We start from the raw sequence: 22,141 nt of genomic DNA, 5'->3' as shown, positions 1-22,141 counted from the left end.
CGAAGGGCGGAGTTTGCAAGTTCAATCAAACGGAGAGTGAGTATGGAAACTTTGCTTCAGCAGATCATCAATGGACTGGTGCTGGGCAGCATGTACGCGCTGGTGGCCCTGGGCTACACCATGGTGTACGGCATCATCGGCCTGATCAATTTCGCGCATGGCGAGGTACTGATGGTGGGAGCGATCACCAGCTGGACCATCATTGTCTGGATGCAGGAGGCCATGCCGGGAACGCCGGGCTGGGTCATCCTGCTGTGTTCGCTGCTCATTGCGTTTGTCGTTTGCGGGGTGCTGAATTTCTCGATTGAGAAAATTGCCTATCGGCCCCTGCGCAACTCGCCCCGGCTGGCGCCACTGATCACCGCCATCGGCATGTCCATTCTGCTGCAGACGCTGGCCATGATCATCTGGAAGCCCAATTACAAGCCTTACCCCACGCTGCTGCCTGCCGAACCCCTGCAGTTTGGCGGCGCCGTGATCACCGTCACGCAGATTTTCATCCTGGGCGCCACGGCGGTCTCGCTGGCCATCCTGATGTACCTGGTCAACTACACCAAACTGGGCCGCGCCATGCGGGCCACCGCCGAAAATCCCCGCGTGGCCGGTCTGATGGGCGTCAAGCCCGACACCGTCATTTCTGCAACCTTCATCATCGGCGCCGTGCTGGCGGCGCTGGCCGGCGTGATGTACGCGTCCAACTACGGTACGGTGCAGCACACCATGGGTTTTCTGCCCGGTTTGAAGGCCTTTACCGCGGCGGTGTTCGGCGGCATCGGCAACCTCGGCGGGGCTGTGCTGGGCGGCATCCTGCTGGGCCTGATCGAGGCGATCGGTGCTGGCTACATCGGCCCGCTGACCGGCGGGGTGCTGGGCAGCCAGTACTCCGACATCTTCGCTTTCATGGTGTTGATTTTTGTGCTGACGCTGCGACCCTCGGGACTGTTGGGCGAACGTGTAGCTGATCGGGCCTAGGAGAACGACCATGATGACGACCTTGATGAAAAAAAACAGACTCGCCACCTTTCTGATCGCGGCGATTGCGCTGCTGATATTTCCCATCCTGCTGCAGCAAGGCGGTAACGCCTGGGTTCGCATAGTCGACATGGCGCTTCTGTATGTGCTGCTGGCGCTGGGCCTGAACATCGTGGTCGGTTATGCCGGCCTGCTCGATCTGGGCTATGTGGCCTTTTTTGCGGTGGGGGCCTATCTGTTTGCGCTGCTGGGATCGCCCCATCTGGCCAGCGCCTTTCCCGCAGTGGCTGCGGCCTTCCCGAATGGCTTGCACCTGCCGATCTGGGCGGTCATACCGATGGCGGCCGTGCTGGCCGCCTGCTTCGGCGTGTTGCTGGGTGTGCCCGTGCTGAAGCTGCGCGGCGACTACCTCGCCATCGTGACGCTCGGGTTTGGTGAAATCATCCGTGTGTTCCTGAACAACCTGGACCGTCCGATCAACCTCACCAACGGCCCCAAGGGCATCAACCAGATCGACTCGATGAAGTTTTTCGGGCTCGATCTGGGTGAAACACACCACCTGTTCGGCATCGAGATCACCTCGGTGTCGATGTATTACTACCTCTTTCTGGCGCTGGTGATTGTGTCGGTGATCATCTGCCACCGTCTTGAAAATTCCCGCATAGGCCGCGCCTGGATGGCGATTCGTGAAGACGAAATTGCTGCCAAGGCCATGGGCATCAACACCCGAAACATGAAGCTGCTCGCTTTCGGCATGGGCGCCACCTTTGGCGGGGTATCCGGCTCCATGTTTGCCGCCTTCCAGGGGTTTGTTTCGCCCGAGTCCTTCAGCCTGATGGAGTCGGTGATGATTGTGGCCATGGTTGTGCTCGGCGGCATCGGGCACCTGCCCGGCGTCATTCTGGGGGCCTTGCTGCTGGCTGCGTTGCCGGAAGTGCTGCGCCATGTGGCCGGCCCTTTGCAGGCCATGACCGGAGGCCGGCTGGACTCCTCCATCCTGCGCCAGCTGCTGATCGCGCTGGCCATGATCACCATCATGCTGTCCAGGCCGCGCGGGCTGTGGCCTGCGCCCGAGCACGGCAAGTCCCTGAACAAGACGCCCGGCAAAGACCCGATCCAGTCAATCAACCCCTAAGGAATGGACATGAGCGAAACCATTCTCAAAGTTGCTGGTGTCTCGAAACGTTTTGGCGGCCTGCAGGCCCTCAGCGACGTCGGCATCCACATCGAGCGCGGCCAGGTCTATGGACTGATCGGCCCCAATGGCGCCGGGAAAACCACCTTTTTCAATGTGCTGACCGGGCTGTATACGCCCGACAGCGGCACGTTCGAGCTGGCCGGCAAACCCTACAAACCTTCCGCGGTGCATGAAGTCGCCAAGGCCGGCATTGCCCGCACCTTCCAGAACATCCGCCTGTTCGCCGACATGACGGCGCTTGAAAACGTCATGGTGGGGCGCCACATGCGCACCAAGTCAGGGCTTGTTGGTGCAGTGTTTCGCACGCCAAGCTTCAAGAAGGAAGAAGCCGAGATTGCCAAACGCGCCCGGGAACTGCTGGACTATGTAGGCATAGGCGCTTACGCTGACTTCAAGGCGCGCACGCTGAGTTATGGCGACCAGCGCCGCCTTGAGATTGCCCGCGCGTTGGCGACCGATCCCCAGTTGATCGCGCTGGACGAACCCGCAGCCGGCATGAACGCCACCGAAAAAGTGCAACTGCGCGAGTTGATCGACCAGATCCGCAAGGACAACCGCACGATTTTGCTGATCGAACACGACGTCAAGCTCGTGATGGGCCTGTGCGACCGCGTCACCGTGCTCGACTATGGCAAGCAGATTGCCGAAGGCGCGCCTGCTGAAGTGCAGAAGAATGAAAAAGTGATCACCGCCTATCTTGGCGCAGGTCATTGAAGGAAAGCAAGAACATGGCAAACACACTTCTCAAAGTGACCGGCCTGATGGTGGCCTACGGCGGCATCCAGGCAGTCAAGGGCGTTGATTTTGAAGTCAACGAGGGCGAGCTGGTCACGCTGATCGGCTCCAATGGCGCTGGCAAGACCACCACCATGAAAGCCATCACCGGCACCTTGCCGCTGATCGGTGGCGACATCGAATACATGGGCAAAAGCATCAAGGGCAAAGGCTCGTGGGATCTGGTCAAGGAAGGCCTGGCCATGGTGCCGGAAGGGCGTGGCGTGTTCACCCGCATGACCATCATCGAGAACCTGCAGATGGGTGCCTACATCCGTGACGACAAGCCCGGGATCGCGGCCGACATCGAGAAGATGTTTGAGCTGTTTCCGCGCCTGCGTGAGCGCAAGGACCAGCTGGCCGGCACCATGAGCGGCGGTGAGCAGCAAATGCTGGCCATGGCCCGCGCATTGATGAGCCGTCCCAAAGTCCTGCTGCTTGACGAGCCGTCCATGGGGCTCGCCCCCATCATGGTGGACAAGATCTTCGAGGTCGTCAAAGACGTGTCGGCTCGCGGCGTTACTGTGCTGCTGGTCGAACAAAATGCCAGCCGCGCCCTTGGCATTGCCGACCGTGGCTACGTGATGGAGTCAGGGCTGATCACCATGAATGGCGAGGCAAAGCAGTTGTTGAGCGACCCCCGGGTGAGGGCGGCTTATCTGGGGGAGTAATCCCCACGAATTTTGGCCTCTGGCCCTTATGGGGTTTACGTAGCTAGCTATCGAAATAATAGCTAATCGCACGTGGCCCATTTGTCCGGATTGATCCCGGACAATGGCAGTTTGCTTATTTCCCAGCCGCGTTCGACTTCTCGATCCCGCTGGCCACTGCCTTCGCCAGACTGCTGGACAAACCGCTGTCTCCCGTCAGCTTGCCCAGCGCCGCACCGGTCACCAGCTGGATCAAACGGGTCGAAGGGTCGGCATTGCCTGCCGCACTGGCCGAGCCCTCTGGTGCGGTCGCGCTTTTCATCAGGCCGCTGACCAGGTCCATGGCAAAACGGTTGCCCGAACTTCCGCCCCCACCGCCGCCGGATGAACCCGCCATCGTCAGGGCCACCTGGCCAAGGATGGCAAAAGCGGTGCGCCAGGCTTTTTCGGTTTCCTGCTGCTTGAAGTCGCTCACCGCCAATTGCAGATCACGGTGGTACTGCTGTTGCAGCAAGGCCATGTAGTCTGGCCGTGCCGGCATGAACATCACCACGCCGCCGCCCACTACAGACATGTTGCTGACAAACAGCCCGGTCTCCTTGCTGTTGTCTTCCAGGTCCACCTTGTCGCCATAAAAAATGATGTGGCCCATGGTGATGCGTCCCGCCTCCATGCCCTTGACCGGGATGTAGTCAAACCGGCCACGAAACTCAATGCCATTGCCCATCGCATAGACCCCTTCGTAGGGCACGGCCAGGCGGGCGCGCATGAAGGCGTGGTCGATGCGGCCAAAGCTGCCGGTAAAGACCGGCACGATGTGCGTGGCACCAAAGCCGCGGATCTGGCTGCCTCTGTCCATCAGTCCGTCGCCGCCGTAATACTGCTCGTATTTCTTGCCCTTGGTCAGCGGATGGCTCACCAGATAACGCTGGCCCGGAATGGTTTTGCTGTTCTGCCAGCTGCCTTCCAGCATCTGGTTTTGGTACATGTCGTGCACAACGCCCTGGCCGTTGCGGCAATCACCCTGAACGCAGCGGTAAAAATCGGCATTGGAGATATCCAGTGCCTGTGCCAGGGGTGTCAGGGCAAGCAGCAGGGCCGTGGGTACCAGGGCGCAGCTTTTAATTGAAATTCGCAGCACCTCAATCCTTCGGACAGTTCAGGGTTTTGGTCATGATGCCGTCGATATAACAGTTGCGTGTCTCCAGCATTTCCACGCCGTTGACCGTCACCAGGCGCGCCCGCTCCATGCCGGGCATCTGGTCCAGGCGCAGGTTGGACGCCTTGAGGTAGTTTTCCTGCACCTGTACCTGCTCGCCGTGGTATTTGCCGTTTTTCACCGGTGTCTCCATCGTCATGAACAGCTTGTCGTTTTTGTACATCTCCATCCGGTACGGCGCCTGCATCATGTCCAGGCCCGTGGTGAATTGGCTGTCGAGTTGCTGCTGGAAGCTGGTGTTGACGCCAAACAGACCCGCGCTGATTTTGGGCGCCATGCTGACGGTGAAGACGGCCATGCGACCGGCCATAAAGTTTGTGTAGTTCAGCGACACCTGGGGCTCTGGCGCATCCGGTATGTCGGATTTGGACATGGTCTGGGCCACCTGTGCATCGTCGTACAGAGTCCGGTTGCGCATGGCTGATTGGTTGGCGTGGTATTTTTCGCCATCCAGCGCCTTGCCGTCCTTGAAGGTCAGGAAGTAGCGGCTGACCTGCTGGCTCGCCAGCCTCGTGGTCATCTTCACTTTTTTGGTGCCGAGGTCCATGTCGTTCACGAGTTCCATCAAGGTGTCGAACTGCACCAGAAACTCGGCATCGCCGTCGAGCTTGCCGTCCTTGCAGGCCGCCTTGACCGGTGTGATGCGGATGTTGCTGTACTTGATCTGCGATGCACCGGCGTCAGGGTCCAGCCCCAGGTCGCGCAACTGCTTGCGCGACATCCGGCTGATCTTTTCGTCTTCTCCCGGTATTGCCATATGCAGCCCGAGTGGCGTGTACAGGTCGCGCTGCGGAACTTCACAGGGCATGGCCATGGGCGCGGCCGGTGGCTTGAAGTAGTTGGGGTCCGCCTTGATGCGTGTGTAGTCGGCCTGAAAACGTTTGACCAGGGCCTGCGCCTCGGGCTGGGGCGGGTTCGGAAAATCCAGTGCTGCGGCGGCACCGGCAAAGCCCAGCAGGGTTAAACAAGCCAAAGGCGGGGCAAAACGCGTCATCAAAACTCCCGGTTAGTTGCGCGCCATCTTAGTCAGGGCCCCTCGCTAGCGGCATCCCGCGTTTGTGGGGTAGCCAACACGGTGTTTTGCGACGGATGCGCACGGGGCCGCCTTAGGGAATCCCACGGTGACGGCTGCGCCGCTGGTTTGCACAATAGGGCCATGAATCTCAAGACCTACCCCCTTCTTGCCGCCCGCTCATTGGCACTGGGCCTTCTGGCCGCGCTGGCGCTGTCGCCCACGGTGGCCAGCGCGCAAACCTCCACCAAGGTGATGCGCATCATCGTGCCGTACGCCCCCGGCGGCCCGATTGATGTGACCGCACGCCTGATGGCCGAACGTGTCAAGGACACGCTGGGCACCGTCATCATTGAAAACCGCCCCGGTGGCGGTGGCAACATTGGTGCCGATCTGGTGGCCAAGGCCGCGCCCGACGGCCTGACCATAGGCATCGCGGCGGTGGCCACCCACGCCATCAACCCCTGGCTTTACAGCAAGATGCCGTTCAACGCCGCCACCGACTTTGCGCCCATCACGCAGATGCTGCGTGTGCCCAATGTGCTGGTCATGAACGCCGACACCGCAGCGCGGCTGAACATCAACAGCCTGGCTGACCTGATCAAATACGCCAAGGCCAACCCGGCCAAGCTCAACTACGGCAGCGGCGGCAACGGCAGTGCCGGGCATCTGGCCGGCGAGATGTTCAAAAAAGACGCGGGCATTTTTGCGCTGCACATCCCGTACAACGGTGGCAACCCGGCGCAGCTCGCACTGCTCAGCGGTCAGGTCGATTTCAACTTCGACAACCTGGCCACAGCGTCAGCCAACATCAAGGCCGGCAAGCTGAAGGCGCTGGCCGTGACCACCGCGACGCGCAGCGCAGCCCTGCCCGATGTACCGGCCGTGGCCGAGACCCTCAAGGGTTTCGCCATCGACACCTGGTGGGGCCTGGTGGCTCCTGCTGCCACGCCAAAAGACGTGGTCGCCAAACTCAATCAGGCCTTTGTGGCCGCCCTCAATTCGCCTGAAGCCAAGACCCGCTTTGCCGCCTTGCTGGCCGAGCCGGTGGCGAGTTCGCCCGAGCAGTTTGGTGCTTTTATGAAAGCCGAACTGGCCAAATATGAGAAGGTGGTGAAGGCATCCGGGGCGAGGGTGGATTGATTGTTTCGAGCCTTTTCGGGTTCTGGCCCTTATGCCGTCAGTGCAAGCAGCTATCAAATTCATAGCTTGTCGGCATCACGCTGCGCCTAGGGTCTGCTCTGGACAGTAGGCCTGACTCCCCACTCCCACCCCTAACCCCTCCCTCGCCCCGCTGGGCGATGGAGGGGGACTTCATTTGGCCGCGTGTGCTGCACCCGCGTGCAAACATGACGGCCCCGTAGTCCGGCGTTGACGCGCAAAGCGCGTCATCGCCTCCCCGAATCCGAATTCGTATCCGCATCCGTCCCCCCACCCGTCGGGCTGGGCCGAGGAGCGCAGGTCAAAGCGGATCAGGGCTCGCGATTGTCTGAGCCGAAGGCGAGTTCGAGCGAGACCCCGCTTTTACCGAGCACCGCAGGTTGCCCGTAGCGAAGCGGAGGGACCCAGACCATCGGGTCGCCTTTCTTTTCCTTAGGTTTCTTTGGCGAAGCAAAGAAAAGTAAGTCGCCCGCCGGGGCGAGACCCGGCTTGCTCGAGGGCCCCGTCAGGCTCAATCTGGCAATGACCCGGCCAGCTCAGGGCAACTTCAGGCCAGCGCCTTCGCCTTGTCCGCCTCAGTCGTGAACGAATCCGCAAAAAACTCTTCTTCCGGCAAGCCTCCGAGTGTCGTGTAGTCGGCCCGCGCGGAGTCCACCACAATGGGCGCACCACAGGCATAGACCTGGTGGCTGGAGAGGTCGGGAAAATCCTCCAGCACCGACTTGTGCACAAAACCGGTTCGGCCGGTCCACGCGTCCTCGGGCAGCGCGTTGGAGATCACCGGCACATAGCTCAGGTTGGGCATCTCGGCCACTTTGGCCAGCACCCAGTCGTTCATGTACAGATCGGCCGGTCGGCGGCCGCCCCAGTACAACACGGCTGGCCGCGTGATGCCCTTGAACTGCATGTGTTCGATCAGCGCCTTGATGGGTGCAAAACCGGTGCCGGATGCCAGCAGCACCATGGGTTTGTTGCTGTCTTCGCGCAGAAAGAAACTGCCGTACGGCCCCTCGATGCGCATGATCTCTTTTTCTTTCATGGCGCTGAAGACATGTTCGGTGAACTTGCCGCCTGGCATGTGACGGATGTGCAGCTCAATGCCCGGGGTCTCGGTTTGGGTGTGCGGCGCATTGCCCATGGAGTAGCTGCGGCGGTCACCGTCGCGCAGCAAAAACTCCACATACTGGCCCGCGTGGTACTTGAAAACATCGGCAGCCGGCAGTTGCAGGCGTATCACCATCACATCGTGTGAGGCGCGCGCCATGGTGCTCACGCGCGACGGCATTTTTTTGATCGGAAAAGCGCTTTCGTCGGTGACCTGGCGTGATTCGAGCACCACGTCACTCTGCGCCACGCCGCAGCAGGTCAGGATAAAACCGGCTTCTTCTTCCTCATGCGACAGGGCCTTGAGCTGATGCGGGCCGTGTACCACCGTGCCTTCCATTTTTTTGCATTTGCAGGAACCGCAGGCACCGTCCTTGCAGCCGTAGGGCATGCCCACGCCCTGGCGGATGGCGGCGGCCAGCAGGGCCTCGTCGGGGTTGGCGGTGAACTGGCGGCCACTGGGCAGCACGGTGACGCTGAAAGTCATACTGGTTATCCTCTGACGTTGTCCGGTTTTTTTATACTGTGCTGCCTCATAGCAGATTCCCCAATTTTGCCTTCAAACCAAAGTCCCCTTGGCGCCCTGCCTTCGCGCTTTCGCCGACCGCGTATTCTGCTTATTGGCTGCGGCGATGTAGGCATGCGGGTGGCACGCCAGCTGGCACCTCGTGTGCAGTTGCTGGCGCTGACATCGTCACCCGAGCGCCTGCCTGCCTTGCGGGCCGCCCATATCCGGCCGCTGACCGGAAACCTGGACCAGCCAGCCACGCTGCGGCGCCTGGCCGGACTGGCGAGCCGGGTGATACATCTGGCGCCGCCGCCCACCGAGAACCTGCCCGACTGGCGCCGTGACCCGCGCACACTGGCGCTGCTGCGGGCGCTGCGCCTGCGCACACTGCCGCTGTCGCTGGTCTACGGCTCCACCAGCGGTGTTTATGGCGATTGCCAGGGCGAGTGGGCGCGTGAGACACGCGCAGTCAACCCGCACACACCGCGCGCCTGGCGCCGGGTCGACGCCGAGCAGCAACTGCGCTTTTTTGGCCGCTCCAGCGGCGTGACAGTGCACACGCTGCGCATCCCCGGCATTTACGCGCCCGACCGTGAGGGCGGCACACCACGTATCCGTCTGGTCAAGGGCACGCCGGTTTTGCTGGCGGCGGATGACGTCTACACCAACCACATCCACGCCGATGACCTGGCGCGCGCCTGTGTGGCAGCGTTGTGGCGCGGCAAGCCGCAGCGCAGCACCAATGCCAGCGACGACACGCAGCTGAAGATGGGCGACTACTTTGACCTGGCGGCCGACCTGTACCAGCTGCCACGGCCGCCGCGCGTGGCGCGCAGCACGGCGCAGGACGCGTTGTCCCTGATGCTGCTGAGTTTCATGAGTGAGTCACGCCGGCTGGACAACACCCGCCTCAAGCAGGAACTGCGGCTGCGGTTGCGTTACCCCACCGTCGCGCAGGGGCTGTTGGAAGGCTAGCTGTTTGCTATGGAATCAGGAGCTGCTTGCGCAGGCTTCACAAGGGCTGCAGCCTGTTTTTATCTGAAGTTTAGATGCCGGCGGGTTTCTTCAGGGTCAACATGCGGTCCTGAGCTTTCAGCACAATCGTCTTGACATCGGCGCCCTGCAGCACGGTCAGGGAGATTTCTGCATCGGGCGCGGCCCGGTTCCATAGTTTTTTGTAGAAGTCTTCCAGCGTGGTGACCTTGGCGCCATCGACGGCCAGTACCACATCACCCGCCTCCAGCCCCGCGCCTTCGGCCGGGCTGTCCTTGCTGACGCGTGTGATCTGCACCCGGCCGCCCTGGTCGTTGGAGTTCAGGCCCAGCCAGGGGCGGCGGCTTTTTACGCTGCTGCCGGACTTCTGCAACTCGGCCAGGATGGGCCGCAGCAAATCGACGGGCACAAACATGTTGCCGGGCATGCGCCGGTTTTGCCCGGTGGCGTCAGACACCAGCAGCGAGCCTATGCCTATCAGTTCCCCCTTCTGGTTAAACAGGGGGGCGCCGCTGTGGTTGCCCTCGTTGGCAACAATGGGCGGGCTGGTGAACAGGGCCGTCTCAATGTGGTACTCCCAGTTGCCTGAGAACGCGCGTTTGCTGATCAGCCGTGTCATGTTGACGTCGCCATCGTCGTTGGGCTGCGGTCCGGTGACGGCCATCAGCGCTTCGCCGGGCTGCGCAGACTGGCTGCTGCCCAGCACCGCCACGCTGACGTTGCTGGAGGCGCGCAGCGGCAGCAAAGGCCGCAGCAGGCCAAAACCGGTGGCCAGGTCGTAAGCCACGGCGCGTGCCGGCAGGATTTTGTTGTCCTGGGTCACGATTTCGATCTGCTCCGCTTCCAGCAGCAGGTAGCCAATCGTCAGGATCAGACCGTCAGAGGCAATCAATACGCCGGAACCGCTGCGCCGCTGCCCCAGGGTTTCGGCCGAACGTGCGCCTTCGGCCACCGTGACCCGTACACCCACCACCGAGGAATTGGCCCGGGCCAATGCGTCTATCGTGGTTTGCGCCTGGGAGGGCTGGACGGTAGCCGCTTGTGTGGGCAGGGCCAGCAGCAGGGCCGCCGAGACAAAGGGACTGATCCAGAAACGAAGTGAACGCATGACGGACTCCCGGAGCCGCAGAAAAAACTGCGATTCAAGAATGCGCCTATTTCAATGCCGTGGCAAGCGACAGGGTCAAAAATGCCTGCGCCTATCGCTCAGATGGCCACGGCTAGTGTGTCAGCCGCTCATGCACCCAGTGCGCCGCGGCCAGCAGGCGGTGGTCGTCCCCATAGGCGCCTACCAGTTGCAGCCCCACCGGCAACCCGCTGCGGCCACGCGCAAACGGCAGGTGCACGCAAGGCAGGCCCAGCAGCGTCCAGCTGCGGCAAAACAGCGGGTCACCTGTGCCGTCCAACCCGGCGGGTGCCTCGCCAATGCTGCTCGGGGCCAGCAACACGTCGAAAGGTCCAAACACGGCCTGCACCTGACGCCGCGCCATGGCAGTCAGTTGCAGGTGTTGGGCATGGGTTTCGCCGCTGATGGCCAGGCCGTCGGCAATCAGGGCGCGTAGTGGCGCGCTGAGCTGGTCGTGGTGCCGCAGGCGCTCGGGGCTTAAAGAGCGCGCTGTCTCAAACGCCTGCACTGCTTTTTGCACGGCCACCAGGCCAGACAGCTCCGGTGGTAGCGCCATCGGCTTCCCGTGCGTATTCAGGGCTTTTTCGGCCTGGGCCCAGGCCTGCTGTGTGTCGCTGTCTGCAAGTGCCCACTCCGGTGTCTGGCAAAAACCGATGCGCGGCGCCATCGTCTGGCTAAAAGCGGCCGGGTCGGCCAGCCGGGCATCACCGGTCAGCACTGCGCCCAGCAGCGCCACGTCGCGCACACTGCGCGCAAAACCGCCCACGGTGTCCAGCGTTTCCGACAGGCTTTTGACGCCGGCCTTGGGCACGCGGTTGTGGCTGGGTTTGTAGCCGACGACACCGCAAAACGCCGCAGGCCGGATCAGCGAGCCGGCGGTCTGCGTGCCGAGGGCCAGCGGCAGCATGGCATCGGCCACCGCTGCGGCCGAACCGCTGGATGAGCCGCCCGGGGTGTGTTGGGGGTTGTGCGGGTTGCGCGTGACCCCGGGGAACATGTTGGCCAGCTCGGTCGTGACGGTTTTACCAATCAGCACCGCACCGGCTTCGCGGCACAGCGCCACCGCCGCCGCGTCGGCCAGCGGCTGCTGCCCCGCATAAATCGGCGAGCCGTATGCAGTGGGCATGTCGAAGGTGTCAAACAAGTCCTTCACGCCAAACGGCAGGCCGTGCAGCAGCCCGCGCAGTGGCCCGGCATCAAGCCGGCGCGCTGTAGCCAGCGCGGCATCGGCATCGATGTGGACAAAGGCATGCACCTGCGGCTCGCGCCCGGTGATGTGGTCCAGGCAGGCGCGGACCAGGTTTTCGGCGGTCAGTTCGCGGCGCGTTATCAGTTCGGCAGCGTGCCAGGCTTGCAGACTGTGGAGGGGGCCAGGGTGCATGGCTTGGAGTATCTGTGTTTTTGCACGGCCTTGCGCTCTGACGGGTACATCGGGGTGACTACACTGGTCCCCTCCCAATAATCTACCCGGTACCGATGGACATTCTTATTCTGGCGATGTTGGCAGCCACCGGCTTCTGGCTGCTCAGGTCGGGCTGGCAACGCAGGCGCATAAGTTTGCTCGGCAGTTATCTGGGTAAATACCAGATCGAAAAGCTGATGGAAAGCCTGACCGGGGGCTACCTGAGGGCGCTGGGTGAAAGTGACCCGGAGCGGCGCGAGCAGATATGGCATCTGCTGGAAAGCACCGAGGAAAAACTCAGCAACCAGTTTGCCAGTTTTGCAGCCGATTTTTCCAAAGTCGATGGGATTCACGCGCGTGTGAGCACCCTGGCGGTGGCCATTCCCTATGCAGACAAAATTTTTCCCCAAGCCACCTTTGATCTGCGCAAGCTGTTTGCGGTGCATGCACAAGGTATTTCGCGGGCAGCCAGCGCCAACGCGGCGCAGAGCCGCAAAAGCCGTGCCTTTACCCTGTCAGCCGAGCTGCTGCTGATGCAACACAGCTGCCACTGGTTCTGCAAGTCAAAAGCCGTCGCGTCGGCACGGCTACTGGTGCGGCACCAGACACCTTATGCGCAGCTGCTGGCCTCGGTGGCGCCCGAGACCGCGCGTGCTTACCAGGCCGTGGCAGGCGGCTGAGCCGCTGGCCTGCAGGGCGTCCACCCACTCCAGGAGATCGAATGGCAGACAAAAAAGCAATTCTGGTCATAGGCGCAGGCGATGCCACCGGCGGCGCCATCGCACGCCGTTTTGCGCGCGAGGGGTACATCGCCTGTGTCACCCGCCGCAGCGAGGACAAACTCAAGCCTTTGGTCGAGCAGATCAAGGCCGAGGGCGGGCAGGCTTACGGCTTTGCCAGTGATGCGCGCAAGGAAGAAGAGATGGTGGCGCTGGTCCAGAAGATAGAGGCCGAAATCGCGCCCATTGAAGTGGCGGTTTTTAATATTGGCGCGAACGTGCGTTTTCCCATCACCGAGACGACGGCGCGCGTGTACTTCAAGGTCTGGGAGATGGCCTGCTTTGGCGGCTTCCTGATGGGGCGCGAGGCCGCCAAAGTGATGCTGCCGCGGGGCCGCGGCACGATCATTTTCACCGGGGCAACCGCCAGCCTCAGGGGCCGGGAGGGCTTTGCCGCTTTTGCCGGGGCCAAACACGCACTGCGCGCGCTGGCGCAAAGCATGGCGCGCGAGCTCTGGCCCAAAGGCATCCATGTCGCCCACCCAATCATCGACGGGGCCATAGACACCGAGTTCATCCGCTCCAATTTTCCGGAGCGTTATGCCACCAAAGACGAGGGCGGCATCGTCAACCCGGAGCGTATTGCTGACCTGTACTGGCAGTTGCACATGCAGCCGCGCGATGCGTGGACCCACGAGCTGGAAATCCGTCCGTGGCTGGAGTCCTGGTGAGGAGGCAAGGCTGCAAGCGCCATGCGAAGGCGGCGCGAAATCGCCTGCGCAAGTAGTGCTGGTTCGCGAGAACCAGGTGATGGGTATTCAGGGGAGGTGGTGCCCGGGGCCGGAATCGAACCGGCACGCCTTTCGGCGGGGGATTTTGAGTGCGGACTTTTCCTATACGCTGACATCAGTCAGGGCACGATACAGTGCTCTCAGCTCGGTTCCCTCGAAGGGGCGGTAGCGCTGATCATACCTTGGCCTAGTACCGCATTCGACCTGCTTGACTTTTGCCCGGCTCCTAGCTGGCTCCTGCGTTCAGGTCGCAACCCAAGGAGATCAGATGGCCAAAATCAAGCTTACCAAGACTATCGTAGACGCCGCCAAGGCTGGCGAGCAAGACATTGAACTGCGTGACACGCTGGTGCCCGGCTTCCTTTGCAAGGTGACGCCGACCGGGCGTAAGGTGTTCATGGTCCAGTACCGGACGAATGCTGGCGAACGTCGTAAGCCGGCAATCGGGCAGTTCGGAGAATTGACCGTCGAGCAGGCGCGATCACTCGCGCAGGACTTGCTTGCGGAGGTGCGGCATGGAAAAGACCCGAGTTCGCTCAAAGTGGCAGCGCGGCAGGCACCGACCGTGAAAGAACTGTGCACCCGTTTTATCGAGGACTACTCAAAAGCGCACAACAAGCCAAGCACGGTTGAGGGCAACCTCAAATACATCTCGCTGCATATTGCGCCTGCCTTGGGTGGCATAAAGGTGCCGGATGTTACCCGCCAAGACATTGTTGCGCTGATGAAAAAACGAGAAAAGGCGCCGACAGGCGCCAATCGCGTGCTCGCCTGCCTGCGCAAGATGTTCAATATGGCTGAGGTATGGGGGTACCGACCAGACGGCTCCAACCCGTGCAAACATGTCCAGAAGTACCCGGAGAAGGGCAAAACCCGACTCATTACCGACGCGCAGCTGACTCAGTTGTATGCATACCTGGATCAAGCCGACGCGGAAGGGCTGGAGCACCCGACCCTGACCCTTGCGATCCGGTTGCAGTTCGAGTGTGCCGCACGCATGTCCGAGATCCTGACGCTTCGCTGGGAGTGGGTCGATTTCCCGAATCGGCGGATTGTCTGGCCCGACAGCAAGACCGGCGGCATCTCCAAGCCCATGAGTGAGGAGGCCTTGCGCCTGCTGACGAATGCACCGCGCTTCGGAGAGTCCCCGTTTGTCTGCCCGGCGATTTTCAAGCCTTCGCGCCCGCTGCCGAAGCACACCTACTACCAGGGCTGGAAGCGCATTCTCAACCGTGCGGGTGTTCCGCACATCGGAACGCACGGTATCCGGCATCGGGCGGCCACAGACATCGCCAATTCCGGGGTGCCGGTGAAAGTCGGGATGGCGCTGACCGCACACAAGACGGTCACGATGTTCATGCGGTATGTGCACACGGAGGATGACCCGGTTCGTAACGCCGCCGATCTGGTTGCGGCCAGACGCAAAGGCCTGGTGGAGGACGGGCGAACTGCGGCGGCCAGGCCGGCGGCACCTCCCGAGAAAGTCATCGAAATCCCGGCGCCGGCAGTGGAGACCGGGTCGCGAACGGCGGCGGGCGCCTACCGCCCGTTCCGTCACCGTCGTACCGGCGAGCGTGCCGTGCCACCGGGGACGGCCCGTTCGTTGGGGGCCAAGCGCCAGGAGGAGGAAGCTGTCGAGTCGGCCTCACTGTCTTGACAGACATTCGTTTATAGACGAAAATAATTATGTATCGAATTGAGCATTACCTGAGTGCCGGTGAGCACAAGGACCTGTACATCGACTGGCTGCAACGGCTTCGCGACAGCCAGGCCAAGGTGGCCGTGGTTCGGCGAGTGACACGCATCGAGCTGGGCAACTTTGGCGACCACAAGTTCTGCCGTGATGGTGTTTGGGAACTGCGCATTGACGTGGGGCCCGGTTACCGGGTGTATTACGCCTTGTCGGGGCATCGCGTGGTGCTGCTGCTGTGCGGCGGCGACAAGCGGACGCAAGATGCGGACATTACCCGGGCGGTAGGATATTGGCAGGACTGGCAACGGAGAACGGATGATGAAAAGTAGACCCCATGACGACGCGATGGCCGAGCTGTATCGTGGCGACCCAGCGTTCGCGCTGGAGGTCATCAACGGCATCCTCGAAGACGGCGACCAGGCCGAGTTGCTGATCGTGCTGCGCCAGATGGCGCAGGCTTTTGGTGGGGTTCAAGCAGTGGCCGAGCAGGCCCATTTGAACCCGACCCAGCTCTATCGCACGCTTTCGCCGAAGGGTAACCCGGCGCTCAGCAGCTTGTCGGCCATTCTCAAGGCGATGGGATTGCGGCTGGCGGTGCAGCCGCTGGCTGCGTCGGCACACGCTACCTGAGTGTGGCCTTGTGTTTGCCGACACATGCTCAATGCGTCTGCCGCCTCAAACTACGCATCAGGTCATAGTGTCGGATTACCAGAAATAGAAGCTGTTCACTCTATGGAAAGTCCTGCCGGTAAATGGGCATCGAAATCCCATCTGGGTTTTGTTCTTTCATTCGCAGCCCGTGATCTCTTACCAAAAACACAAAAGAGAAAATGGCCGACCGCGTTAGTCGTAGCAAGTGCTCCAGGTGATAGACGAAATCCCGCTCGCTGACCAAGATTACTCCCGGCTTCTCTTTGAAACTTCCCCACACATCCGTAGCCCCCTCGGGTTGCAAGACAAGGGCACCATGCTCCAGTGCATTTCGCCATTTTTTGAAGAACGCCCATTCCCCGCCATCAGCGCCATTTAGGTCCGTGGCAATACTGTGAAGTGCGAGTAGCCCGGGTGACTTTGCAGCATCGAATTGCGCCATCCGCCCCGGGTTATTGAGCTGCCAGAAGCTTTCAAAGTAGATATGTCCCTTGGATGGATGTAATCCATGCAGATCGCACACCGCCTCGGCAATCTTGTCTAGTATGCCGAAGCAGGCTCTAAAAGATGTGCGCAATTTCTCTACCTGCAGGCCCAAGAGTTCCTGATTGAGCAACTCTGAAAAGCATGATTCGTGTTGAAGATTTTCGTCTGTAGGGTAATGCAGGTACTCGAAATACATTCGACGACAGAAAGAAAATTCCGACTTCAAACGATTAAGCACAGCTTCCATCGGCACGATAAATTCACCGGGTATGCCACCTACCGTCGGAATGGTTAGATTGTCTCTTGTACTGGCGGCGCAACGACAGTAAAGGCTATGTTCTGACAGGGCCAAGCGCCGATCAATGCAGAACTTTCGAAAATCTGTTTGCTGGGTGTATTCGTCTTCGTCAATCCGATGGTCGAGATCTGGATTGATGTCGTGATCAACACAAAACTGATGAACAAGCCTTCTCGCCTCTTTGGCGAGCTGTAGATAGTGCGGCCTCGCATTCGGCGGCACTTCTGGAGAATCGAGAACCGCCTCGTAGCCGCTGGCTACTTCATCCAACAACTTCACCGTAAAACTGTTTGATATCAGGTTTAAGAGCTTGAGTGCCTCGGAACGGTTGATGTGCGCCTGGGAAATGCCAAAAGGGGTCGCATAGTCATACCAATCGAGGGCCTCTGCAAGGCGAAATTGCTGCTTGAGAGAGTTCGCCAGATTCACCCCATACTCCGGCGGGATATTGCCGTTTGTGGCTCGAATGGCCCGCCAGAAACAGTTTTTCACGTCAACCAGTTCCCGAATTGATGCAAAGCCTCTTTGATCTGGTCGTTGGACGGGTACCAAGCTGTCCTTAGCGTTGCCCACGCAGTAGTGGTAATGATGTTCGTCTACCAAGGGAAGCAACGCAGTCTGGTAAGTTTCGAGCGTTTTTAGTCCCAAGGAGACTGCCTCGTTATCCGGTGCTAAGCTGCCAATGTCGATCAGCAGGCCGGCCACCCGGAAAAGTTTGCGGTAGGTATTGCTGGTTTTTTTCGACTCAGATTCGAGTTCCTGCAAGGCGCATATAGCCCACTCCCGCGTTTGGGAGAATTCTCCTGAAGCAATCAAGTCCTCAATATATTGGTAGGTGACGTTCATTCGTAGCTCCTGTAAAGGGTTGGCTGTCAAAAGAGCTCAGAGATGGATGGGTTGGTGGTCTATTATCAAAACAAACCAAATGGACTCCAACGGTGCCTGATCAAGCTCCTCGCCTCTACACACGTTTGACTCGTGCTTCTACGGATTCGGGGGCAATGGTTGGCTTGCTTGACGAAGTTGCAGCTCTTGACCCGGATAAGGACACCCACGAACTTGATGACTGCCTGTCAGCCCTCATTCGGTCGCCGGCATTGTCCGTGCTGGCTCTCGGCAATTGGTTGGGTGCGAATGCAAAGTTGCCCCTAGCCAAACTCCTGGTGCATAACCTCAGCGTGCAATATCTGGCGGCAGAAACGCCAGTCAACCTGGATTTGGCGATGCTTCAGTCATCCGACGCTGTGCTTGTTGCATTCAGGTTGTGCGCTCTGGCGACGACTCCTGCGTTCTCACTCGGATGGGTGCTGGCGCTACTCCGCAATGACGAAACCGGTGTCCAGACGCACGCGCTGGAGCTTTTGCGGCATCACATACGTGAATATCCCCATACAACTCAACGGTTGCTCGAATCTATGGTTCCCGACCTGAAGACAACTCTGCCTGTGGTCGCAGAGGTTCTGTCTATGCTGTCAAAGCAATCAGATGCGTTCGAGCAAGCTCCGCGGCTCAAGGAATTTGCCATGTCGCGTGAAGAGCGCATCGCCTTGCAAGGTCTAAAGCTTCGAGAGCAGCGCGAAATCCATCGCCATGCCGAACAGTCCTCCGTGCTAATGCAGTTCGTGAAGCAGAGTCACTTCAAATACTCGCACGAAACGGTGGTCGAATTTTCCGCGCAAGGCCAGACTTTCGAACAGTCGCTATCCATGCAACCGCATGCTGTGTCGGTTGAGCTTCCGATTTCCGAACGATTGGATCCTCAGACAGGCCCGTTGAGGCGCAACCGTATGTGGGCGGGCCCGACGTCGTGAGCATGCGCCTGGTCCTGTCCCACTACCTGGAATCGCTGCGAGAGCGTGACGAATTGGACGCGCTGTTACCGGAGTTGCTGGTGGCGATGGGGCACTCTGTGCACAGTCGTCCACAAATTGGTGTGCTCCAAGCGGGCGTGGATGTCTTGTCGAGCTTTCCGGCGCGAGGCGCCGATAGAGAAGCCTTTCTTTTCATCATCAAGTTTGGCGACGTCGGCCGAGAGGATATCTATTCCGGCAAACAAGCCATACAGCCTTCGATTCGTGAGGCTTGTACCGACTATGTACGGACACGGATACCGCAGTCACTCAGTGGAGCCCGAAAGCGTTTGGTGCTACTCACAAATGGCGTTCTCAAGCAGGAGGCCCAATCTGGGTTCTCCGCCCTCACCGAAGAAGTGGCCAATACGCCAAACTGTTCGCTCGAATTGTGGGGAAGCGATCAACTGCTGCCGTTGATCGAACAGTATCTATTTGATGAAAGCCTGCTATTGAAGACGGGTCAATATCATTTGCGCAGCGCCATTGCGACACTGGACGATACGGACACATCGATCCGGCGCTTCGTAAAATTTGTGGATAGTGCAATGACGGACCATGCCACATCGCGGACCGGCAATGCGACAGCACGGAAGCGACGTTTTCTTAAGCGCTGCGCCACGGCAGCTTTGGGTTGGAGCGTATTCGCGGCCTGGGCGGAAAGTGAAGAGAATTTGAAACCCAGCGTTAACGGCTGTGAGTACCTGGTACTTCGGCTATGGGCCGAAGCGATCAATCACGGTTTTGTACAAGACAAGACGTTTCGTGAGCGTTTTGGCGTGGTGATGATCCTGTTATGGGGCGCGTTGCATCGATATTTCGACAAGGTGGCACCGCAACTGCTAGAACCGCAGCTGGTATTGAACTACCGGCCAGAATGGGTTCTTTACAGCAGGCTGCTACTTGAAGAGTTGGGCCGACTTGCCATTTTCCTTTTGCTGACACCAAAACGAAGTGAAACGACCGAACTTCGTACCAATATACGACGCTTGTTGATCGACGTGTTGAACGCACACCCTGGTTGTCGGTTGCCTGCGATGGACGGGCAATCCATCGACATTTCACTTGTACTTACTGCGCTCATGTCGGAGAAGGACTGGCACGACGCGTTAAATCTCGTGACTGACATCGTGGGGCGTTTGCACCTGGCGGCCAAGTCTGATCGGTACCTGCCGGTAGACACCGACTTGCTTGAAGATGCTATCGCCGCCCATACCGGTAGTGACGATGTAGGAAGCTTCTTCCAGACCAGTTCGCTCGTGCCTATGCTCGCCACGGTCGCTTCATTGATCGAAGACGAAAAGTCGCTTTCGTCCCTGCGGGACGAAGTGCATCCGCTGATCCGGAATGCCACATTGGAGCGATGGTTTCCGAAGTCCGAGGTGGAAATGCTGGCGGTTCACGAACAGTCTTTGCAGCGACTGGGTATTTCTAGGGCGCTCAGCGAGCTAAAGCCGACTTGCAGCGAGGAGGCCTCAGCATCCTTGAACTTACCGCAAGGTGCTTCACCAGCGGCAGATTTCAAGTGCATCCAGTATGGTCACGATACGTTGTTAGCCATTTCCTCTAGGTTTTATAGACATCCACTTCCTACATGGTATGTCGAGCGCTTTCGGCGTGAGGAGCCCAAGCAATGAACGACCCGAAGAAGCGAATTCTGGACCTTGACGCTGCTCAAACTGAACGTGCTCTGTGCATTTCGGGCAAAGCGCTGCGTGACCTTCAGGCCGTATCCTCCGCAGCTGCGCAGGCGCGCTCGCTTCTGGCCGATACGGGCATCGCCGCTCAAGCTGAGCGATTCTTGCGGGAGAGTTCTATCGGCGCATCATTCGGGGTACGGGAATTCCAGCAGATCGAAGCGGTTAAGAAGCTTTTGGACCCCTACAAGGATATCCGAAAGCTTCTTCAACAAGATATAGGCATCAGAGCCATGATCGATGCTGCGAAGCAGCAAGAGTCGCTCGCGACAAGATTCACCGCCGATATAAAAGCAGCTCAGGCATTCTCGAAAAATCTGGACCACTATCGAGACATCGCAAAGCAGCTCGAACCAAGTTTTCGTCTGCCGCAATTCGCAGAGGTGAGCAGACTTTTGACTGATATGCGGCTGAATCACGACAGCGCTGCAGCCTACGCTCGGGAGCATTTTGGTGGCATCGCGGCTCAGAAGGAACTGATCACATCAATGTCGCGCCCATGGTTGCGCGAAATGGAGGCTGCCCGCTCCGCAACCGCGTTGGTCGAGTTGCATGGCATCGGCTTGACTGTGCGGTCAAAGCAGGGTTTTGACGACATCGTGACCACAGCACTTCGAGCGGACCTGGGAGACTGGCGTGATGCTATCTCGTTTCCGTCGGTGGTATTTGACGATCCTGTTGCTCGAACGGAGTTCTACATAGAGCGCGGCTTCAACAACGCGTTGACAGACTTTCCTGAAAAGTCCTTCCAGGAAAGCCTGGTGCTTGTCGGCTTGGGCATTGAAGAAGAATACGTGGCTGAGTGGCCGGAAGAGATGCACGCTGTCGACGCCATCGAAGAAGCGGCATTCCGGCGAACCAATAAGTGTCATAACTACCTGCAGCGACTGGAAAGACGGCTGCGGCAGTTTATCGACGACGCCATGACGACACAATATGGCTCTGATTGGCCTAAAAAACGACTGTCTCCTCAGATGTTGGAATCTTGGGAAAACAAGAAGACCAAGGCACTGAACGCTGGAGTGGTACTCACATTGTTTATCGAGGTCGCGGACTTCACCGACTACGAGGCCATCATTTGCCGTGGCGATCATTGGAAAGAAGTTTTCGAACACCGATTCAAGCGCAAGGAAAGCGTTCGCGAGTCGCTGCAGCGCCTTTACCCCATACGTCTGGCTACCATGCATGCACGTTTTGTGACCAAGGATGATGAACTGTATGTCTTGGCCGAAAGCACGCGACTGCTTGGCGCTATCGGTCGCTAAGAAATGAGCGTTTTTGCCGGCGCTGGAAATGGCCCACAACAATTCCCGCTCTAAGGACAGTCAAAAAAAGTCAGTTGGGTTATTTGGCTCCAGTACGCTTTTCCACTGATCTGGCGGCACCTTTCGATTGCTGGCTCCGGTTCGGGCGTAGAGGTAATTGTCCTGCCGTATGGTGATCGGCTTGCTGACGGCAGGCGGAACTTCGATCACAACGACAAGGACACCATCGACTTGCACGTGCGATAGATGCAGTGCAATTTCCCCGTTCACGATGTCCTTGATCTTGCTCTTCAGCGCCCCGAGGTAACGATGAATAATGAGCTCATTGATAGCCGCTTTTGCCCACTCGCCAAGTTTCTGATTGATCCCCGTTACGTCGCAATCATCATCGACACCAAGGTAGATGTACCCGCCGTTAGTGTTGGCGAACGGTAAGCGGGTGGGCAACACATCTTGAGGCGAGGCTGAGTTCAAGGAATAGTGTGCACGATGAAGATCATGCACACCATGGCGAGCGAGGCTAACGCCCATCGCCCCAAGAGACGCGTTTACAGCACAGAGCTCAAGATCCA

The 22,141-nt window shown here is 59.5% G+C and carries 21 protein-coding genes; 14 read left to right on the top strand and 7 right to left on the bottom strand.

The genetic code is table 11. The annotated features are described in order from the left end of the window. Positions 1–42: 42 nt before the first annotated feature. Genes Q8L50_RS16600 through Q8L50_RS16585 form a run of 4 tightly spaced genes read left to right on the top strand, consistent with a single transcriptional unit; the run spans position 43 to position 3,615 of the window. Entirely contained in the window at positions 43–972 is a 930-nt protein-coding gene (locus tag Q8L50_RS16600; protein WP_305349747.1) for a branched-chain amino acid ABC transporter permease, read from the top strand. A 10-nt stretch (positions 973–982) separates the two neighbouring features. After that, a complete protein-coding gene (locus tag Q8L50_RS16595) occupies positions 983–2,107 on the top strand; it encodes an ABC transporter ATP-binding protein (protein ID WP_305349746.1) in 1,125 nt (374 codons plus the stop codon). Positions 2,108–2,116: 9 nt separating this feature from the next. Next, on the top strand, positions 2,117–2,884 hold the full coding sequence (locus Q8L50_RS16590; RefSeq protein ID WP_305349745.1) for an ABC transporter ATP-binding protein: 768 nt from the start codon (positions 2,117–2,119) through the stop codon (positions 2,882–2,884). A 14-nt stretch (positions 2,885–2,898) separates the two neighbouring features. Further along, the gene (locus Q8L50_RS16585) at positions 2,899–3,615 is read left to right on the top strand and encodes an ABC transporter ATP-binding protein (protein WP_305349744.1); all 717 of its coding nucleotides are present in this window, start codon (positions 2,899–2,901) and stop codon (positions 3,613–3,615) included. A gap of 115 nt (positions 3,616–3,730) precedes the next feature. On the opposite strand, the gene Q8L50_RS16580 is transcribed toward Q8L50_RS16585, so the two are convergent. Continuing rightward, positions 3,731–4,735, bottom strand: coding sequence for a hypothetical protein (locus Q8L50_RS16580; protein WP_305349743.1), 1,005 nt, complete (start codon positions 4,733–4,735; stop codon positions 3,731–3,733). A 1-nt stretch (position 4,736) separates the two neighbouring features. Further along, positions 4,737–5,807, bottom strand: coding sequence for a hypothetical protein (locus Q8L50_RS16575; RefSeq protein WP_305349742.1), 1,071 nt, complete (start codon positions 5,805–5,807; stop codon positions 4,737–4,739). Between the two features lie 162 nt (positions 5,808–5,969). Here Q8L50_RS16575 and Q8L50_RS16570 point away from each other — a divergent pair, with 162 nt between their 5' ends. Then, entirely contained in the window at positions 5,970–6,968 is a 999-nt protein-coding gene (locus Q8L50_RS16570; protein WP_305349741.1) for a tripartite tricarboxylate transporter substrate binding protein, read from the top strand. Between the two features lie 565 nt (positions 6,969–7,533). On the opposite strand, the gene Q8L50_RS16565 is transcribed toward Q8L50_RS16570, so the two are convergent. Further along, positions 7,534–8,577, bottom strand: a complete 1,044-nt coding sequence (locus Q8L50_RS16565) for a CDP-6-deoxy-delta-3,4-glucoseen reductase (protein ID WP_305349740.1) — start codon at positions 8,575–8,577, stop codon at positions 7,534–7,536. A gap of 66 nt (positions 8,578–8,643) precedes the next feature. On the opposite strand from Q8L50_RS16565, the gene Q8L50_RS16560 reads away from it, so the two are divergent. Then, positions 8,644–9,573, top strand: a complete 930-nt coding sequence (locus tag Q8L50_RS16560; protein WP_305349739.1) for an NAD-dependent epimerase/dehydratase family protein — start codon at positions 8,644–8,646, stop codon at positions 9,571–9,573. Positions 9,574–9,643: 70 nt separating this feature from the next. Here Q8L50_RS16560 and Q8L50_RS16555 read toward each other — a convergent pair whose 3' ends face one another. Both Q8L50_RS16555 and Q8L50_RS16550 read right to left on the bottom strand, forming a co-directional pair. Next, positions 9,644–10,699 (bottom strand): S1C family serine protease, encoded by a 1,056-nt coding sequence (locus Q8L50_RS16555; RefSeq protein ID WP_305349738.1) that lies wholly within the window; start codon positions 10,697–10,699, stop codon positions 9,644–9,646. A 112-nt stretch (positions 10,700–10,811) separates the two neighbouring features. After that, a complete protein-coding gene (locus Q8L50_RS16550; RefSeq protein WP_305349737.1) occupies positions 10,812–12,098 on the bottom strand; it encodes an amidase in 1,287 nt (428 codons plus the stop codon). Between the two features lie 95 nt (positions 12,099–12,193). On the opposite strand from Q8L50_RS16550, the gene Q8L50_RS16545 reads away from it, so the two are divergent. The 5 genes from Q8L50_RS16545 (at position 12,194) to Q8L50_RS16525 (ending at position 15,952) form a co-directional block, all read left to right on the top strand. Then, entirely contained in the window at positions 12,194–12,799 is a 606-nt protein-coding gene (locus Q8L50_RS16545) for a hypothetical protein (RefSeq protein WP_305349736.1), read from the top strand. A 41-nt stretch (positions 12,800–12,840) separates the two neighbouring features. Further along, positions 12,841–13,569, top strand: coding sequence for an SDR family oxidoreductase (locus Q8L50_RS16540; protein ID WP_305349735.1), 729 nt, complete (start codon positions 12,841–12,843; stop codon positions 13,567–13,569). 328 nt (positions 13,570–13,897) lie between these two features. Continuing rightward, positions 13,898–15,286, top strand: coding sequence for a site-specific integrase (locus tag Q8L50_RS16535; protein WP_305349734.1), 1,389 nt, complete (start codon positions 13,898–13,900; stop codon positions 15,284–15,286). 29 nt (positions 15,287–15,315) lie between these two features. Further along, a complete protein-coding gene (locus Q8L50_RS16530; RefSeq protein ID WP_305349733.1) occupies positions 15,316–15,651 on the top strand; it encodes a type II toxin-antitoxin system RelE/ParE family toxin in 336 nt (111 codons plus the stop codon). Further along, on the top strand, positions 15,641–15,952 hold the full coding sequence (locus Q8L50_RS16525) for a DNA-binding protein (protein WP_305349732.1): 312 nt from the start codon (positions 15,641–15,643) through the stop codon (positions 15,950–15,952). The genes Q8L50_RS16530 and Q8L50_RS16525 overlap by 11 nt, the downstream gene beginning before the upstream one ends. Before the next feature lie 100 nt (positions 15,953–16,052). On the opposite strand, the gene Q8L50_RS16520 is transcribed toward Q8L50_RS16525, so the two are convergent. Further along, the gene (locus tag Q8L50_RS16520) at positions 16,053–17,603 is read right to left on the bottom strand and encodes an LA2681 family HEPN domain-containing protein (RefSeq protein ID WP_305349731.1); all 1,551 of its coding nucleotides are present in this window, start codon (positions 17,601–17,603) and stop codon (positions 16,053–16,055) included. A gap of 164 nt (positions 17,604–17,767) precedes the next feature. On the opposite strand from Q8L50_RS16520, the gene Q8L50_RS16515 reads away from it, so the two are divergent. Genes Q8L50_RS16515 through Q8L50_RS16505 form a run of 3 tightly spaced genes read left to right on the top strand, consistent with a single transcriptional unit; the run spans position 17,768 to position 21,569 of the window. Continuing rightward, on the top strand, positions 17,768–18,568 hold the full coding sequence (locus tag Q8L50_RS16515; RefSeq protein WP_305349730.1) for a hypothetical protein: 801 nt from the start codon (positions 17,768–17,770) through the stop codon (positions 18,566–18,568). Between the two features lie 2 nt (positions 18,569–18,570). Continuing rightward, entirely contained in the window at positions 18,571–20,244 is a 1,674-nt protein-coding gene (locus tag Q8L50_RS16510; RefSeq protein WP_305349729.1) for a hypothetical protein, read from the top strand. After that, positions 20,241–21,569: a Swt1 family HEPN domain-containing protein gene (locus Q8L50_RS16505; RefSeq protein ID WP_305349728.1), complete on the top strand. Its 1,329-nt coding sequence runs from the start codon at positions 20,241–20,243 to the stop codon at positions 21,567–21,569. Before Q8L50_RS16510 ends, Q8L50_RS16505 begins: the two co-directional genes overlap by 4 nt. 60 nt (positions 21,570–21,629) lie before the next feature. On the opposite strand, the gene Q8L50_RS16500 is transcribed toward Q8L50_RS16505, so the two are convergent. After that, positions 21,630–22,141: helix-turn-helix domain-containing protein (locus Q8L50_RS16500; protein WP_305349727.1), on the bottom strand; the 512-nt coding region annotated here is incomplete at its 5' end.

Origin of the sequence: Polaromonas sp., assembly GCF_030680935.1 — a bacterium.
Classification (GTDB): Bacteria; Pseudomonadota; Gammaproteobacteria; order Burkholderiales; family Burkholderiaceae_C; genus Polaromonas.
This window is presented reverse-complemented; position numbering and strand designations above follow the sequence as displayed.